The organism is Streptomyces sp. NPDC053076, assembly GCF_044546845.1.
Lineage (GTDB): Bacteria > Actinomycetota > Actinomycetes > Streptomycetales > Streptomycetaceae > Streptomyces.
On sequence record NZ_JBITZL010000005.1, the window covers coordinates 368,001 to 383,085 of the forward strand.

The window sequence follows — 15,085 nt, forward strand, 5'->3', positions numbered from 1 at the left end:
CACGGCGCACGCGCGCCCGGGACGCGGGGGCCTCCGGGGCCACGCTCACAGCGTGTCCACGGCCCGGGCCGCGCTCACGGTCGCCCGCTCCAGATCCTCGGCGGCCCTGTTGATACGACGCGTGGAGTCCGCGACCTGCTGCCCGAGACGGCGCGCCGCCAGGAACACCCGGACGGCGAGCACCCCCAGGACGGCGAGACCCAGGAAACCCACGGCTACCGCGAACATCGGCCAGAACATGACGCCGAGAGTAGTCCGTCCCCCGGCGCGGACCGCAGCCGGCCGTACCATCGCGGACAGCCGGCCGCACCGTGGCGGGCAGCCGGCCCCGCACCGTGGCCGGCAGCCGGCTACACCGTGGAGTGCAGCCGCAGCGTCCTGACCCCGCCGCCGGTGAGCAGTTCCACGATCCGCTCCCCGGCCGGCTTGCGGACCACGGCGCCGCAGTCGGGGCAGGTGAAGGAGTAGAACGTCGTCCGGCTGGACGCGCCGATGGCGAGGCGCAGCGCGCCCGCGGCGAGTTCGAAGCGGCCACGGCAGTCCGGGCAGCCGGCCCGGAACAGTACCGGGACCACTCTGCGCATCCCGGCGAAGGCCGCCGCCACCGTCATCTCACCCGCACCCGGCTCCGGAGACTCGCTCACAGCCCTCGCTCCTCTTCCTCTGGTCGCTTCGGACGTCCGCCGGCACGGCGCCACGGCCTCGGCTCACACAGACCCCTCGTGCCCGACGCCGGGGGCGCCGGGGACCGCGCCCGGACCGTCGTACGCCGCCAGGGCCTCACGGGCCGCCTGACGGGCGCTGTCGGCCAGCTCCGGCGGCGAGATGATCCGGCCGTCGTGGCCGAGCCGCAGCGCCAGCCGGCGCAGGGAGGCCGGTTCGGGGGTGCGCAGAGTGATACGCAGCCCGCCGTCGGGAAGCTCATCGGCACTGTCGTGCGGGTAGTACTCGGCGACCCAGCGACCACCGGGTCCGACCTCGACCACGACCTCCGGGTCCTCGGCGGCCGGCTGCACCAGGGCCTCGGAGAGATCGCGCAGCTCTATCTCGGGCGGCGCCGAGGGCTCGTCGAGGATCCTGATCTCGGCCACCCGGTCCAGGCGGAAGGTGCGCCGCGCCTCGGAGCGCCGGCACCATGCCTCCACATAGGTGTGACCGACGCTGACCAGCCGGATCGGATCGATCTCACGCTCGGTGAGCTCGTCACGGGCCGGGGAGTAGTAGCGGATCCACAGCCGGCGGCGCTCGGAGATCGCCCGGTCGACATCGGCGAAGACGCCGCCCTCGGACTCGAAGGTCACCGACAGCCGGGAACTGGCGCCGGCGGCCTCGCCGGCCGCGGTCTCCACCTTGGCGGTGGCCCGCAGCAGGGCCTGACGGTCACCCTCGCGCAGACCGGGCAGCGTCGCCACCGCCCGGGCGGCGACCAGCAGGGCGGTGGCCTCGTCGGCGGCGAGCCGGAGCGGTTCGGCCGCGTCCTCGCCGAGCGCGGCCGGGTTGTGCCACCAGATGCGCTCACCGTCGGTGTCGATGTCCAGCAGGTCCCCGCCACGGAAGCTGGTGCCGCACATGGGCAGCAGATCGAGGTCGGCGACCAGTTCGTCCTCGCTGATACCGAAAGCGCGCGCCACATCGGCGATCCGGGCGCCGGGACGCTCCCGGAGATACGTCACCAGGGAGAGCATCCGCCGGGTCTGATCGATGGCGTTGACCGTCCTGGCCGGTTTGCCTGCCACAGTCCTGCTCCCCCTCAGCCCTTGGCCACGGCACGCAGCCGGTCCACCACGTCGGCCCGCAGCTCGGCCGGCTCCACCACCACCACGTCCGGCCCGAACTCCACCAGCCAGGCGTCCAGGCCGTGCCCGTACGGAATCTCCAACTCGTCCCAGCCGTCACCGAGTTCCCGGACCTTGGTGGCTTTCGCCCGAAGGGGGTAACCGGCGCCGGACCGCAGCCGGATCAGCGCCGAACGGTCGGCTATCTCGCCGGCCCAGCTCGCCACGGTCTCCCGCACGGTGACGACGTCCGGCACGGGCACGGTGAAGCCCGTACCGCGGGACCTGACCTTGCCGGTGATACGGGAGAGCCGGAAGACGCGCTCGGCGCGCCGGTCACGGTCGAAGCCGGCCAGGTACCAGTGGCCGCGCCAGCACTCCAGCGCCCACGGCTCGACGTGCCGGGGCTCGGGGCGGGCGGCGGACGCCTTGCGGTACTCGAAGAGGACCGGGCGGCGGTCACGGCAGGCCAGCATCAAAGGTTCGAAGGCCGCCTCGTGCACCGGGATGCGCGGCTCCAGCGCGCCGTGCGCCTCGTACGGGTCGACGCCCTCGGGCAGACCTGCCGCGCGCAGTTTCTGCAGGGCTCCGCTGGCGGCACCCGCCAGGCGGGCCTGCTGCCAGACCTTGGCGGCGAGGCCGAGGGCGGCGGCCTCCTCGGCGTCCAGGGTGATGGGGGGCAGCCGGTTGCTGTCGCGGCGGGCGAGATAGCCGACCTCGCCGTCGAGGTTCTCGACGGTCGCGATGACCAGGCCCAGCTCGCGCAGATCGTCCTTGTCCCGCTCGAACATCCGGTTGAAGGAGTCGTCGCTGCCCGCCGCGCCGCTCTCCGGCCTGACGGCCTCGACGTATGCCTCAATGGAATCGCGCAGCTCGCGCTTGCTGAGCGGCCGGCGTGTGCCGAGCAGACACAGCGCGAGGTTCATCAGCCGCTCGGCCTTGGCAATGGCCATCGACGCCCTTCGCCTTCCCTATGGTGCTTACGACCGATGACCGTACCGCTCCGACGTGCGGTGACAAAAGCCGAGGGCCCATGCCCGAGCAGGCATGGGCCCCAGGTGATCAGATCCGGTCGGACCGGGCCGCCGATCAGACGGCGATGAGGTCCACCACGAAGATCAGGGTCTCACCGGGCTTGATCGCCGGGGTCGGGCTCTGGTTGCCGTAGGCGAGGTGGGCGGGGATGGTCAGCTGGCGACGGCCACCGACCTTCATGCCCTGCACGCCAAGGTCCCAGCCCTTGATCACACGGCCGCCACCCAGCGGGAAGCGGAACGGAGTGCCGCGGTTCCAGCTGGCGTCGAACTCCTCACCGGTGCTGAAGGCGACGCCCACGTAGTGCACGGTGACCATCTGGCCCGCCTCCGCGACCGGCCCGTCGCCCTCCCAGATGTCCTTGATCTCAAGGTCCGCCGGGGGGTTGCCCTCAGGGAAGTCGATCTCGGGCTTCTCGTTGCTCACGTCAAAAGCTCCTGCTTGTGTACGACACGAAACGCGGACAGTCTTTCATCCCCACGGCCCCCACGCCCGCCTCGGGCGCGCCGGGCTACATCGCCGCCAGGATGTCCACCGTGAACACGAGGGTCGAGCCCTTCTTGACGACCCCGCCGCTCGGCGGGTTGTCCCCGTACCCCAGCTCCGGCGGAACGACGATCAGGACCCTGCTGCCCACCTTCTTGCCGGTCAGGCCCTGGGCGAGGCCCTTGACCGCCTGCTGCATCTGCTCCAGCGAGAACTGACTGAGCCGGCCCGATCCGTACGTCCGCTGGAACGTCTTGCCGCCGTCCCAGACCAGGCCCTGGAACTGGCACAGGACCGTCTGGTCGGCCGCCAGCTCGGGGCCGTCGCCCTCCAGGACGTACTGCGACACCAGCTTCTTCGGCGGGTCCGTCTTGGGGATCGTGACCTTCGGTACCTGGCCGTCGGTGTTGGTGCCCACCTTCGGCAGGGCGGCGTCCGTCTGCGGCACCGACGTGCCCTTGGCCGAACTCTTGGAGTTGAACGACTCCAGCAGGTCGATGACGAACACCAGGGTGTCGGTGCCCTTGATGCCCGCGTTCGAGTTGCCCCCCTTGCCGTAGCCCAGGGCGGGCGGCACGGCGATCTCGACCCGGCTGCCCGTCTTCTTTCCCTGGAGGGCGTACCGCCAGCCGTCGATGATGCTGCCCTGGGCGAGCTGCATGACCAGCGGACGCTTGCGGTCGTAGGAGTTGTCGAAGACCTTTCCGGAACTCCAGATCTGGCCGAGATAGTCGGCCCGGATGAAGTCGTTCTCCGCGATCGACCGGCCACCGCCCGCGATCACCGTCTTGACGGCGAGATCCTTCGACGGCTCGCCCGACCCCTTGGCGACGGTCGGCTTCTCACCGAACTTCGTGCCCGCCGTGATCGCCGGCAGCGGCCCCTCCACGATCTTGGGCGGCGGCGCGGAGGACACCGAGGGCGACGGCGACGCGCTCGTCTTGGCGGAGTCGGACTTGTCGTCACCGCACCCGGCGAGCGTGACCAGTCCAGCGGGAACGGCGGCGAGGAGAAGTGAGCGTCGGCGCACGGAAGAGCCTCGTTATCGGTCGATCTTGCGGATGGCGTGCGCGCAACTCTACGACCTGAGAAGGGCGCCGTACGGGAAACGTACGGCGCCCGTGTGGCGTTCCGGCATGCCGATGCCCGAACGCTTGACTCAACCGGTTCTCGCTACATTCCGGCGATCAGCTTCTCCACCCGGTCGTCCACCGAACGGAACGGGTCCTTGCACAGCACGGTGCGCTGCGCCTGGTCGTTGAGCTTGAGGTGCACCCAGTCGACCGTGAAGTCCCTGCGCTGCTCCTGTGCCCGCCGGATGAAGTCGCCGCGCAGCCGCGCCCGAGTGGTCTGCGGCGGAACCGACTTGCCCTCGAAGATCTTCAAGTCGTTGCAGATCCGGGCGGCTTGGCCCTTCTTCTCCAGCAGGTAGTACAGGCCACGACGGCGGTGGATGTCATGGTAGGCGAGGTCTATCTGGGCGACCCGCGGATGCGACATCGTCATGTTGTGCTTGGCCCGGTACCGCTCGATGAGCTTGTACTTCATGACCCAGTCGATCTCGGTCTCGATGCGCTCCAGTTCCTCGTTCTCGATCGCCTCGAGCGTGCGGCCCCACAGGTCCAGGACCTGCGCGACCACACCGGTGCGGATGCCCCGGCGGTCGCAGAAGTCCAGGGCCTTGTCGAAGTACTCGCGCTGCACCTCCAGCGCGGACGCCTCCCGGCCGCTGGCCAGACGCACCTTGCGCCGGCCGGTGATGTCGTGGCTGACCTCCCGGATCGCCCGGATCGGGTTCTCCAGGGTGAGGTCGCGCATCACGGTGCCGGCCTCGATCATGCGCAGCACCAGGTCGGTCGCGCCGACCTTGAGCAGCATCGTCGTCTCGGACATGTTCGAGTCGCCGACGATGACGTGCAGCCGGCGGTAACGCTCCGCGTCCGCGTGCGGTTCGTCGCGGGTGTTGATGATGGGCCGGGAGCGGGTCGTCGCCGAGGAGACGCCCTCCCAGATGTGCTCCGCGCGCTGGCTGACGCAGTAGACGGCGCCCCGCGGCGTCTGCAGCACCTTGCCGGCGCCGCACAGCAGCTGCCGGGTGACCAGGAAGGGAATGAGGATGTCCGCGAGCCGGGAGAACTCCCCGTGCCGCGCCACCAGGTAGTTCTCGTGGCAACCGTAGGAGTTGCCCGCCGAGTCCGTGTTGTTCTTGAAGAGGTAGACGTCGCCTGCGATTCCCTCCTCGTGCAGGCGTCGTTCCGCGTCCACCAGGAGTCCTTCGAGAATGCGCTCGCCGGCCTTGTCGTGGGTGACCAGTTCGGTCACGTTGTCACATTCGGGTGTCGCGTATTCCGGATGTGAGCCCACGTCGAGATAGAGCCGGGCGCCGTTTCGCAGAAAGACATTGCTGCTGCGGCCCCATGACACGACACGGCGGAAGAGGTACCGCGCCACCTCGTCAGGAGACAGGCGGCGCTGTCCCCTGAACGTGCACGTGACGCCGTACTCGTTCTCCAGCCCGAAAATGCGGCGGTCCATGAGGGAACATTACGCCCGATCCCCCGAGCTGAAACGGGGTTCGACAGCACGATTTGGATCATTTTCCGATGAAGCCGCAACGACCCCGCCCTGCACGGGAGCTGCGAGGACCCGCCCGGTGCCCAGCAGGACCAGCAACGACACGGCCCCCGCCACGCTCGGCAGGGCGAAGCCCCACACCGTGCCACCGGCCTGGACCACCGGCCCCGCCAGGCCCGTTCCCACCGAGGCACCGACGGTGAACGTCGTCACGAGCCAGGAGAACGCCTCGGTGACCGTGCCGCTCGGCGCGTGCCGGTCCACGATGATGAACGCACAGGCGATACAGGGCGCCAGGAACACCCCGGAGACCACGCTGAGCAGCACCATGGAGGCCGGTCCCGGCGTCAGCATCAGCGGCAGGTAACACACCGCCAGAAGCGCCACCAGCACCCGCAGTCGCCGCTCGGGCGCGCCCGCCCACCTGCGGGCCCCGTAGACGGTGCCGCCGGCCAGGGCCCCGAGACCCAGTCCGGCCATCAGCCAGCCGTACACCGCGTCGCCGCCGTGCCCGTCGGCGTACGACACCGCGGCGACCGTGATGGAGCCCAGCGCCATACCGATGAACAGGAACGCGGCGAGCAGGGCGAGCAGCCCGGGCGAACGCAGGGCGCCCAGCCAGTGTGCCTCACGCGGGGCCGAGCGCCACGCGCGCGAAGGCGGCGAGACGACCACGGAGAGCGCGCCGAGCACACCGAGGACGTTCAGCACGAGCAGCGCGGCGCGCTCGTCCCACAGGGACACGCACAGGGTGACCAGCAGTGGCCCGGCGGTGAACATGATCTCCTGCGCGATCGCGTCCATGGCGTACGCCGTGTGCACCTGCTCCTCACGGCGCAGCACGGACGGCCACAGGGCGCGCAGGCCGCCCTCCAGGGGCGGGGTGAACAGACCCGCCGCCGCCACGGCCGCGTAGGCGAGCGGCAGCGGATCGGTGCCGGAGAGCGCGAACAGCGTCATGGCGAGGGCCGCGAGCACGGCGGCGGGCAGCTGCACGCGCGGCTGGCCGTACAGGTCCACGAGCCGGCCCAGCACCGGCTGGCCGACCGCGTTGGCGACGCCGTACACGGCCGCGAGAGCGCCGGCGAGGCTGTAGGTGCCGCCCTCGGCCCGCACGAAGAGCACCAGGGCGATGGCGGCGGTGGCGTTGGGCAGCCGGCCCACCAGGGTCCCGGTGAGCAGCCGGAGCGCGTGCCTCGCCCTCAGGATCTCCAGGTATCCCGTGGCCATGCCCGCCTCCAAGTGTTACGTATAACTAACACGTCCATACGTACCATGTGCGCTGTTCACCCGTCCAGACGACCACGACCCGCCACAGGGCCCGAACGCCCACGAACCATCGACCCGACCACAAGGAGCAGGCCCACCGTGGCACGCAGCAACACGCGCCCGACCAGCCGCGACGTCGCCCAGGCCGCCGGGGTCTCCCAGGCAGCCGTCTCCCTCGTGCTGGGCGACAAGTGGCGCGGCCGCGTGTCACAGGCCACCGCCGAACGCGTCCGCCAGGCCGCCCGCGACCTCGGCTACCGCCCCAACCTCGCCGCCCGCAACCTCCGCCTCGGCCGCACCCGCACCGTCCTGCTCGTCGTACCCGCCCTCACGACGGAATTCTTCGCCGGCGTCTACACCGGCGCCGCCCGCGTCGCCGCCGAACACGGCTTCGGCGTCGTCCTCTACCCCTCCCCCGAAGGCATCGGCCCCGCCCGGGACCCCTTCGCCTCCGCCCAGGCCGCCCTGGACGGCGTCCTCGCCTCCTCCATGGCGGCCGACGCCCTCACCGCCATCCGCGGCGACCAGCTGCCCCTCGTCATGCTCGACAGCGACCCCGCGGGCAGCCTCGGCGCCGCGACCGTGAACCTCGACATCGCCGACGGCGTCCGCCAGGTCGCCGCCCACCTGCTCGGCCTCGGCCACCGCACAGTCCTGCACCTCGCCGCCGACGTACCCTCCTGGACCTTCGAGGTCCGCGCCAGGGAACTCGCGGCACAGCTGGCCGCCCTCCCCGGCACCCACATCCGCACCGCTCGCGCCCCCATCTCCATCGAGGGAGCGCGGACCGCCACCGAGGCCGCACTCACCACCCCCGGCCCCCGCCCGACAGCCATCGTCTGCGACGACGACAAACTCGCCGCCGGCGCCTACAAGGCGCTGCGCCGCCTCGGTCTGCGCATCCCCGACGACATCTCCGTCACCGGCCTGGACGACCTCGCCCTGGCCACCGCCATCGACCCCGAACTCACGACGGTACGACTGGACGCCGAACTCTTCGGCGAACGCGGCATGCGGGCCCTCCTGGCGGTCCTGGAAGGCCGCGAACCAGAAGACGGGGACATCCCCGTCGAACTCGTCGTCCGCGGCTCCACAGCCCCGCCGCCCACCCCCCGATAAGCCCGGTGCCCCGGCCGGAGAACCGGCCGGGGCACCGCTGGGCAGCAGCGGATCACTCCTCCTCGGAGGTCTCCGCTTCCGTGCGCGCACCCTCGGCCTCCAGCAGACGGGAGAGCTGACGGCCGACGATGCGCTTGAACTTGCGCTTCTGCGGACGCGTACGGTCCAGCACCGCCACCTCCAGGCGCTCCGCGGGAATCTCCCGCTCACTGCCGTTGGTGTCCCGGGACAGTGCCTGCACGGCCAGCTTGAGCGCCTCCGCCAGGCTCATGCCGTCACGGTGACGCTGATCCAGGAAACTGCTGATCTGCTCGGCGTTGCCACCCACCGCGACCGAACCGTGCTCGTCCACGATCGAGCCGTCATGCGGCAGCCGGTAGATCTGGTCACCCTCGGGGGTCTCCCCCACCTCGGCCACCACCAGCTCCACCTCATACGGCTTCTCGGCCGCGGAGGAGAAGATCGTGCCCAACGTCTGGGCGTAGACATTGGCCAGGCCACGGGCCGTGACGTCGTCCCGGTCATAGGTGTAACCGCGCAGATCGGCGTAGCGGACACCGCCGATCCGCAGATTCTCGTACTCGTTGTACTTACCGGCCGCCGCGAAGCCGATGCGGTCGTAGATCTCGCTGAACTTGTGCAGCGCACGGGACGGGTTCTCACCGACGAACACGATGCCGTCGGCGTACTGCAGCACGACCAGGCTGCGACCGCGGGCGATGCCCTTGCGGGCGTACTCCGCCCGGTCGGCCATGGCCTGCTGGGGTGAGACATAGAACGGCGTCGACACCGGTTATCCGTCCCTTTCTGTCATGGTCACTGGATCACCTCGATAAGAACCGGGGCCGCGCTCAGAGCAGAGCGGCCTTGGGACCGTCCGGCTCCTCCAGACGCTTCTGGAGCACCGCGTGGGAGAGGCCGGACGCCTCCTCCTCGGTGAGCCGGCGGAAACCGTCCTCGGTGATCACGGTGATGATCGGGTAGATCCGGCGGGCGACATCGGGACCACCGGTCGCCGAGTCGTCGTCAGCCGCGTCATAGAGGGCCTGCACCACCAGTGTGGTCGCCTGCTCCTCGGTCAGGTCGTTACGGAACAGCTTCTTCATCGCACCCCGCGCGAAGATCGAGCCGGAACCCGTCGCCGCGAAGTTGTGCTCCTCGGAACGGCCGCCCGTGACGTCGTAGGAGAAGATCCGACCCTTCTCACGATCCACGTCGTACCCCGCGAACAGGGGCACCACCGCCAGGCCCTGCATGGCCATGCCGAGGTTCGAGCGGATCATGGTCGACAGCCGGTTCGCCTTGCCCTCCAGGGACAGCTGCGCACCCTCGACCTTCTCGAAGTGCTCCAGCTCCAGCTGGAAGAGCTTGACCATCTCGACGGCCAGACCGGCGGTGCCGGCGATGCCGACCGCCGAGTACTCGTCGGCCGGGAAGACCTTCTCGATGTCCCGCTGGGCGATGACATTGCCCATCGTGGCCCGGCGGTCACCCGCGAGCACCACACCGCCGGGGAACGTCACGGCCACGATGGTCGTCCCGTGCGGCGCCTCGACCACGCCCTGCGTGGGCGGCAGCTGCCGGTTGCCGGGCAGCATCTCCGGCTGGTGCTCGGAGAGGAAGTCCATGAAGGAGGAGGATCCTGGCGTCAGGAAGGCAGCTGGTAGACGCCCGGTGCTACGAGTGTTGGCTTCCACAGGTTTCCTTCCAGATAAGCGACAGCACGACGACCAACATCGGGATCGTCCCGCGATTTCCCGATGGCCGAATCGCAGTTGGAGCACAGTACGCCACGGACCCTACCCGTCTTGTGGCAGTGATCCACATGTTCGGACGGGGCGTCCGGACAGATGGCAGTGACCCTCGGGCGCGACCACCCTGGGGCGGCCGCGCGCATCTTGGCGCTGCCGGCAGTACGCCGCCGAACATTCCCGGCAGTACGCCTGGAGTCCGTCACGCATCGCCTTGTCACTCGCGAAGGCCGCCCACGGCTTGCCCTGCTGGCACCGCGGGCAGCGCTTCACGCCATCACTTTCGACCAATACCCACCCCCGCGCTACAACCTTCGAATCGAAGGGGGGATCACTCCCCACCCTTCTGAACGAAGGAGCGCACGAAGTCCTCGGCGTTTTCTTCGAGCACATCATCGATTTCGTCCAGAACGGAGTCCACGTCGTCGCTCAGCTTCTCGTGGCGCTCCTTCAGGTCCTCCGAAGCCTGCGCGTCCTGGGTCTGCTCCTCGGCCTGTTCGGTCGAGTGCGTCGCCTTCTGCTGGCCGCCGCCGGTGTCCTTGGTTGCCATAACCCTCACCCCGCTCAGTTCGCCTGCCGATCGGTGATGATCAGACCCTATAGGCCGGGTCCGACATCGGCCCCGCAGTTTCCACAACGTGCGGGGGCCACCTCGATGATTCCCGGGCGGTGGGGTTTCCACCCTGTCCGCCCGGAGCGGTTCGAGTACCCGCTGATCCGGCCGCTGATCGCGCTCAGCCGCCCGACAGGACCCTGACCAGGTCTTCCGCCGTGCGACAGCGGTCCAGCAGCTCCTTGACGTGATTTCGCGTTCCGCGTAGGGGTTCCAGGGTTGGAACGCGCTGGAGGGAGTCCCGGCCGGGGAGGTCGAAGATGACCGAGTCCCAGCTGGCCGCGGCGACGTCGTCGGCGTACTGCTCCAGGCAGCGGCCGCGGAAGTAGGCGCGGGTGTCCTCCGGTGGCTTCCTGCGGGCCCTGTCGACCTCGGACTCGTCCAGGAGCCGCTTGATGCGTCCGCGGGCCGCCAGGCGGTTGTACAGGCCCTTCTCGGCACGTACGTCGGCGTACTGGAGGTCGACCAGGTGGAGCCGGGCGGCGTCCCAGTCGAGGTCGTCGCGGCGGCGGTAGCCCTCCATCAGCTCCCGCTTGGCGACCCAGTCGAGCTCGCCGGCGAGGCTCATGGGGTCGTTCTCCAGCCGGCCGAGGGTGTCCTCCCAGCGGCTGAGGACGTCCTTGGTCTGGTCGTCGGCGTCGGCGCCGTAGCGTTCCTCGACGTACTTGCGGGCCAGTTCGAAGTACTCCATCTGGAGCTGGACCGCGGTGAGGGTGCGCCCGCTGCGCAGGGTGACCAGGCGCTTGAGGGACGGGTCGTGGGAGACCTGGTGGAGGGTGCGGACGGGCTGGTCGACGGCGAGGTCCACGGCGATGAAGCCGTCCTCGATCATGGACAGGACCAGGGCGGTGGTGCCGAGCTTGAGGTAGGTCGAGATCTCGGAGAGGTTGGCGTCGCCGATGATCACGTGGAGGCGGCGGTACTTCTCCGCGTCGGCGTGCGGTTCGTCGCGGGTGTTGATGATGGGGCGTTTGAGGGTGGTCTCCAGGCCGACCTCGACCTCGAAGTAGTCCGCGCGCTGGCTGAGCTGGAAGCCGTGTTCGTGTCCGTCCTGGCCGATGCCCACGCGGCCCGCTCCGGCGAAGACCTGGCGGGAGACGAAGAAGGGCGTGAGGTGGCGCACGATGTCCGAGAACGGGGTCTCCCGCTTCATCAGGTAGTTCTCGTGCGTGCCGTAGGAGGCGCCCTTGTTGTCGGTGTTGTTCTTGTAGAGGTGGATGGGCTGTGCTCCGGGCAGCTGGGCGGCCCGTTCGGCGGCCTCGGCCATGATCCGTTCGCCGGCCTTGTCCCAGAGGACGGCGTCGCGGGGGTTGGTGACCTCGGGGGCGCTGTATTCGGGGTGGGCGTGGTCGACGTAGAGCCGTGCACCGTTGGTGAGGATGACGTTGGCGAGGCCGATGTCCTCGTCGGTGAGCTGGCTGGAGTCGGCGGCCTCCCGGGCGAGGTCGAAGCCTCGCGCGTCCCGCAGCGGGTTCTCCTCCTCGAAGTCCCAGCGGGCCCGGCGGGCCCGGTGCATCGCCGCCGCGTAGGCGTTGACGATCTGGGACGAGGTGAGCATGGCATTGGCGTTGGGGTGACCGGGGACGGAGATCCCGTACTCCGTCTCGATGCCCATTACTCGCCGTACGGTCATGCGGCCCTCCTTGCCCGGCGGCACCCTCGGTCGTGGGCGCCGCTCAAGTACCGCTGGCGCTCCGGTGCGTGTGCGGTGCCCGTCCCCGCACTGCGCGACTCGGCGGTAGGAAAGAGCCTAGAACGCCTTTGCGCTGGTGGGGAGATCATTTGCGTCATTGGCTGCTCCGGTCGTGGCCGGAAAAACAGTCGGCTGCGGGTACCCGGTGAGGGCACCCGCAGCCGCCCTGCTTTTACAGGTACTGACCGGTGTTCGCCACCGTGTCGATGGAGCGTCCGGTGTCCGCGCCCTGCTTTCCGGTGATGAGCGTACGGATGTAGACGATCCGCTCGCCCTTCTTTCCGGAGATCCGGGCCCAGTCGTCCGGGTTGGTGGTGTTGGGCAGGTCCTCGTTCTCCTTGAACTCGTCCACGCATGCCTGGAGCAGGTGGGAGACGCGGAGGCCCTTCTGGGTCTTTTCCAGGAAGTCCTTGATCGCCATCTTTTTGGCGCGTCCGACGATGTTCTCGATCATGGCGCCGGAGTTGAAGTCCTTGAAGTAGAGGACTTCCTTGTCGCCGTTGGCGTAGGTGACTTCCAGGAAGCGGTTCTCCTCGGATTCCGCGTACATCTGCTCCACGGCCGTCTGGATCATGCTCTGGACGGTCGTGGTGCGGTCGCCGCCGTGCTCGCCGAGGTCGTCGGTGTGCAGCGGGAGGCGTTCGGTGAGGTACTTGCCGAAGATGTCCTTGGCGGCCTCGGCGTCGGGACGCTCGATCTTGATCTTCACGTCGAGCCGGCCGGGGCGCAGGATGGCGGGGTCGATCATGTCCTCGCGGTTGGAGGCGCCGATCACGACCACGTTCTGCAGGCCCTCCACACCATCGATCTCGGCGAGCAGCTGGGGGACGATGGTGTTCTCCACGTCCGAGCTGACGCCGGAGCCGCGGGTGCGGAAGAGGGACTCCATCTCGTCGAAGAAGACGATGACGGGGGTGCCCTCGCTGGCTTTCTCACGTGCACGCTGGAAGACGAGGCGGATCTGTCGCTCGGTCTCGCCGACGTACTTGTTGAGCAGCTCGGGGCCCTTGATGTTCAGGAAGAAGCTCTTGCCGGAAGCCTGGCCGGTGACCTCGGCGACCTTCTTGGCGAGCGAGTTCGCGACGGCTTTGGCGATGAGTGTCTTGCCGCAGCCGGGCGGGCCGTAGAGCAGGACGCCCTTGGGCGGGCGCAGCTCGTGCTCCTTGAACAGGTCCGGGTAGAGGTAGGGCAGCTCGACCGCGTCGCGGATGGCCTCGATCTGGTTGCCGAGGCCGCCGATCTGCTCGTAGCCGATGTCGGGGACTTCTTCGAGGACGAGTTCCTCGACCTCGCTCTTGGGCACGACCTCGTAGACGTAGCCGGAGCGGGGTTCGAGCAGGAGGGCGTCGCCGGGGCGGATGGTGACGTCCAGCAGCGGCTCGGCGAGCCGCACCACCCGTTCCTCGTCGGTGTGCCCCAGTACGAGGGCTCGCTCGCCGTCCTCGAGGATCTCCTTGAGGGTGACGATGTCGCCGACGCGCTCGTACTCCATGGCTTCGACCACGTTGAGCGCTTCGTTGAGCATGACTTCCTGGCCGCGCCGCAGGTCGTCGAGTTCGACGCCGGGGCTGACGTTCACCCGGAGTTTGCGGCCGCCGGTGAAGATGTCTGCGGTGCCGTCCTCGTTGGCTTGCAGGAAGACACCGAAGCCGGCCGGCGGCTGGGCGAGCCGGTCGACCTCTTCCTTGAGGGCCACGATCTGGTCGCGGGCCTCGCGGAGGGTGTTGGCCAGTCGCTCGTTCTGGGCGGATACGCCGGCCAGGTTTGTCTGCAGCTCGACGATCCGCTCTTCGAGAATCCTCGTGTGGCGCGGAGAGTCGGCGAGCTTGCGGCGCAGGACGGCGATCTCCTGCTCAAGGTAGGCGATCTGCCCGGCCGGGTCGTCGGACCCGCGTCCCGGGCGGATGCCGCGGTTCATGTCGTCGTCGTGGGCTGCCACGGTCCTCACCTCCTCCAAGGGGAGCTGGACGCTTCCAGACCCTACCTGGGTGGGTGTCGATTGAAACCCCTAGATCACAAAGACTGTCAAGGTGTGTCGTCGGTCACCCGGTGCGCACTCCCTCGCACGGAGGGGATACCCACTGAACGTGATGGGAAAGCAGCTTGTTCCATGTGCGGCGTGGCCAAAACCCTTCACGGCTGGCCGGAGTTGTCCGGTGGGCGGTGTTCGGCCTTGCGTGCGGGCAGCACTCGGCGCGCTCGCACGATCATCACGCAGAGCGACGGTACAGGCGGACGCGGTCACTGCCGTGGTGGCCTGAAGTGATCGACCCGGCCGCCGTGGCATCCCTCTCCCGGTCCGGCGCTGGTACCCGAGGGGGCGGGGCCGGAAACCCCGGGGCCGGTCCCACGTGGCCGTGAACGGGGCGGAGGTAGGGTCGGGGGTGTTCAACAGCCGCTGGAGCGGACCGGGCTGGCCCTCGCGGCACCCGGGCCGGCCGGCGATCCGATGGCAGGAGAGATGACCGTGCAGCAGGAGGCCCCGGGCGGCGAGGCACTGGAGGTCTGGATCGACCAGGATCTGTGTACCGGCGACGGGATCTGTGCCCAGTACGCCCCGGAGGTGTTCGAGCTGGACATCGACGGGCTGGCCTATGTGAAGGGCGCGGACGACGAGCTGCTGCAGGCTCCTGGGGCGACCACGTCGGTGCCGTTGCCGTTGCTGACCGATGTGGTGGACTCGGCGAAGGAGTGTCCCGGCGAGTGCATTCATGTGCGCCGGGTTTCGGACAGGGTAGAGGTGTACGGCCCCGACGCGGAGTGAGTGCGG

The 15,085-nt window shown here is 69.2% G+C and carries 16 protein-coding genes; 2 read left to right on the forward strand and 14 right to left on the reverse strand.

Going from position 1 to position 15,085, the window contains the following annotated elements; all coding sequences use genetic code 11:
* Nucleotides 1-45 precede the first annotated feature (45 nt).
* The 8 genes from ACIGYR_RS23000 to ACIGYR_RS23035 all read right to left on the reverse strand — a co-directional run bounded on the left by ACIGYR_RS23000 (nucleotide 46) and on the right by ACIGYR_RS23035 (nucleotide 7,100).
* Nucleotides 46-240 (reverse strand): hypothetical protein, encoded by a 195-nt coding sequence (locus tag ACIGYR_RS23000; RefSeq protein ID WP_391844460.1) that lies wholly within the window; start codon nucleotides 238-240, stop codon nucleotides 46-48.
* A 110-nt stretch (nucleotides 241-350) separates the two neighbouring features.
* Nucleotides 351-611 carry a hypothetical protein gene (locus ACIGYR_RS23005; protein ID WP_399601356.1) on the reverse strand — a complete coding sequence of 87 codons (261 nt, stop codon included), beginning with the start codon at nucleotides 609-611 and terminating at the stop codon, nucleotides 351-353.
* 96 nt (nucleotides 612-707) lie between these two features.
* Nucleotides 708-1,736, reverse strand: coding sequence for a helix-turn-helix transcriptional regulator (locus ACIGYR_RS23010; RefSeq protein ID WP_391844458.1), 1,029 nt, complete (start codon nucleotides 1,734-1,736; stop codon nucleotides 708-710).
* 14 nt (nucleotides 1,737-1,750) lie between these two features.
* Nucleotides 1,751-2,728, reverse strand: a complete 978-nt coding sequence (locus ACIGYR_RS23015) for a helix-turn-helix transcriptional regulator (RefSeq protein WP_391844456.1) — start codon at nucleotides 2,726-2,728, stop codon at nucleotides 1,751-1,753.
* Between the two features lie 136 nt (nucleotides 2,729-2,864).
* The gene (locus ACIGYR_RS23020; RefSeq protein WP_399601009.1) at nucleotides 2,865-3,236 is read right to left on the reverse strand and encodes an FKBP-type peptidyl-prolyl cis-trans isomerase; all 372 of its coding nucleotides are present in this window, start codon (nucleotides 3,234-3,236) and stop codon (nucleotides 2,865-2,867) included.
* Nucleotides 3,237-3,321: 85 nt separating this feature from the next.
* Nucleotides 3,322-4,326 carry an FKBP-type peptidyl-prolyl cis-trans isomerase gene (locus tag ACIGYR_RS23025; protein ID WP_399601011.1) on the reverse strand — a complete coding sequence of 335 codons (1,005 nt, stop codon included), beginning with the start codon at nucleotides 4,324-4,326 and terminating at the stop codon, nucleotides 3,322-3,324.
* Nucleotides 4,327-4,469: 143 nt separating this feature from the next.
* A complete protein-coding gene (gene pafA, locus ACIGYR_RS23030) occupies nucleotides 4,470-5,831 on the reverse strand; it encodes a Pup--protein ligase (RefSeq protein ID WP_391844450.1) in 1,362 nt (453 codons plus the stop codon).
* Between the two features lie 9 nt (nucleotides 5,832-5,840).
* Entirely contained in the window at nucleotides 5,841-7,100 is a 1,260-nt protein-coding gene (locus ACIGYR_RS23035; protein WP_399601014.1) for an MFS transporter, read from the reverse strand.
* A gap of 138 nt (nucleotides 7,101-7,238) precedes the next feature.
* Between ACIGYR_RS23035 and ACIGYR_RS23040 the strand changes: the two genes are divergently transcribed.
* Entirely contained in the window at nucleotides 7,239-8,258 is a 1,020-nt protein-coding gene (locus tag ACIGYR_RS23040; RefSeq protein WP_399601016.1) for a LacI family DNA-binding transcriptional regulator, read from the forward strand.
* Between the two features lie 52 nt (nucleotides 8,259-8,310).
* Here ACIGYR_RS23040 and prcA read toward each other — a convergent pair whose 3' ends face one another.
* From prcA to arc, 6 genes are all read right to left on the reverse strand, one after another.
* Nucleotides 8,311-9,048, reverse strand: a complete 738-nt coding sequence (prcA, locus tag ACIGYR_RS23045) for a proteasome subunit alpha (RefSeq protein WP_391844444.1) — start codon at nucleotides 9,046-9,048, stop codon at nucleotides 8,311-8,313.
* A gap of 61 nt (nucleotides 9,049-9,109) precedes the next feature.
* Nucleotides 9,110-9,955 (reverse strand): proteasome subunit beta, encoded by an 846-nt coding sequence (gene prcB / locus ACIGYR_RS23050; protein ID WP_399601020.1) that lies wholly within the window; start codon nucleotides 9,953-9,955, stop codon nucleotides 9,110-9,112.
* A complete protein-coding gene (locus ACIGYR_RS23055) occupies nucleotides 9,907-10,155 on the reverse strand; it encodes an endonuclease domain-containing protein (RefSeq protein WP_399601359.1) in 249 nt (82 codons plus the stop codon). Before ACIGYR_RS23055 ends, prcB begins: the two co-directional genes overlap by 49 nt.
* Nucleotides 10,156-10,340: 185 nt before the next feature.
* The gene (locus tag ACIGYR_RS23060; RefSeq protein ID WP_161336727.1) at nucleotides 10,341-10,559 is read right to left on the reverse strand and encodes a ubiquitin-like protein Pup; all 219 of its coding nucleotides are present in this window, start codon (nucleotides 10,557-10,559) and stop codon (nucleotides 10,341-10,343) included.
* Nucleotides 10,560-10,743: 184 nt separating this feature from the next.
* Nucleotides 10,744-12,255 (reverse strand): depupylase/deamidase Dop, encoded by a 1,512-nt coding sequence (dop, locus tag ACIGYR_RS23065; RefSeq protein WP_391844439.1) that lies wholly within the window; start codon nucleotides 12,253-12,255, stop codon nucleotides 10,744-10,746.
* A 232-nt stretch (nucleotides 12,256-12,487) separates the two neighbouring features.
* On the reverse strand, nucleotides 12,488-14,254 hold the full coding sequence (gene arc / locus ACIGYR_RS23070; protein WP_391844437.1) for a proteasome ATPase: 1,767 nt from the start codon (nucleotides 14,252-14,254) through the stop codon (nucleotides 12,488-12,490).
* 522 nt (nucleotides 14,255-14,776) lie between these two features.
* On the opposite strand from arc, the gene ACIGYR_RS23075 reads away from it, so the two are divergent.
* Nucleotides 14,777-15,079: a ferredoxin gene (locus ACIGYR_RS23075; protein WP_391844435.1), complete on the forward strand. Its 303-nt coding sequence runs from the start codon at nucleotides 14,777-14,779 to the stop codon at nucleotides 15,077-15,079.
* The last annotated feature ends 6 nt before the right edge of the window (nucleotides 15,080-15,085 follow it).

Bases quoted from the DNA above. Each gene is read 5' to 3' on its own strand.
- pafA (WP_391844450.1), bottom strand. From the start codon at position 5,831: ATGGACCGCCGCATTTTCGGGCTGGAGAACGAGTACGGCGTCACGTGC.
- ACIGYR_RS23060 (WP_161336727.1), bottom strand. From the start codon at position 10,559: ATGGCAACCAAGGACACCGGCGGCGGCCAGCAGAAGGCGACGCACTCG.
- ACIGYR_RS23015 (WP_391844456.1), bottom strand. From the start codon at position 2,728: ATGGCCATTGCCAAGGCCGAGCGGCTGATGAACCTCGCGCTGTGTCTG.
- dop (WP_391844439.1), bottom strand. From the start codon at position 12,255: ATGACCGTACGGCGAGTAATGGGCATCGAGACGGAGTACGGGATCTCC.
- ACIGYR_RS23005 (WP_399601356.1), bottom strand. From the start codon at position 611: ATGACGGTGGCGGCGGCCTTCGCCGGGATGCGCAGAGTGGTCCCGGTA.
- ACIGYR_RS23075 (WP_391844435.1), top strand. From the start codon at position 14,777: ATGACCGTGCAGCAGGAGGCCCCGGGCGGCGAGGCACTGGAGGTCTGG.
- ACIGYR_RS23035 (WP_399601014.1), bottom strand. From the start codon at position 7,100: ATGGCCACGGGATACCTGGAGATCCTGAGGGCGAGGCACGCGCTCCGG.
- ACIGYR_RS23055 (WP_399601359.1), bottom strand. From the start codon at position 10,155: ATGCGCGCGGCCGCCCCAGGGTGGTCGCGCCCGAGGGTCACTGCCATC.
- ACIGYR_RS23000 (WP_391844460.1), bottom strand. From the start codon at position 240: ATGTTCTGGCCGATGTTCGCGGTAGCCGTGGGTTTCCTGGGTCTCGCC.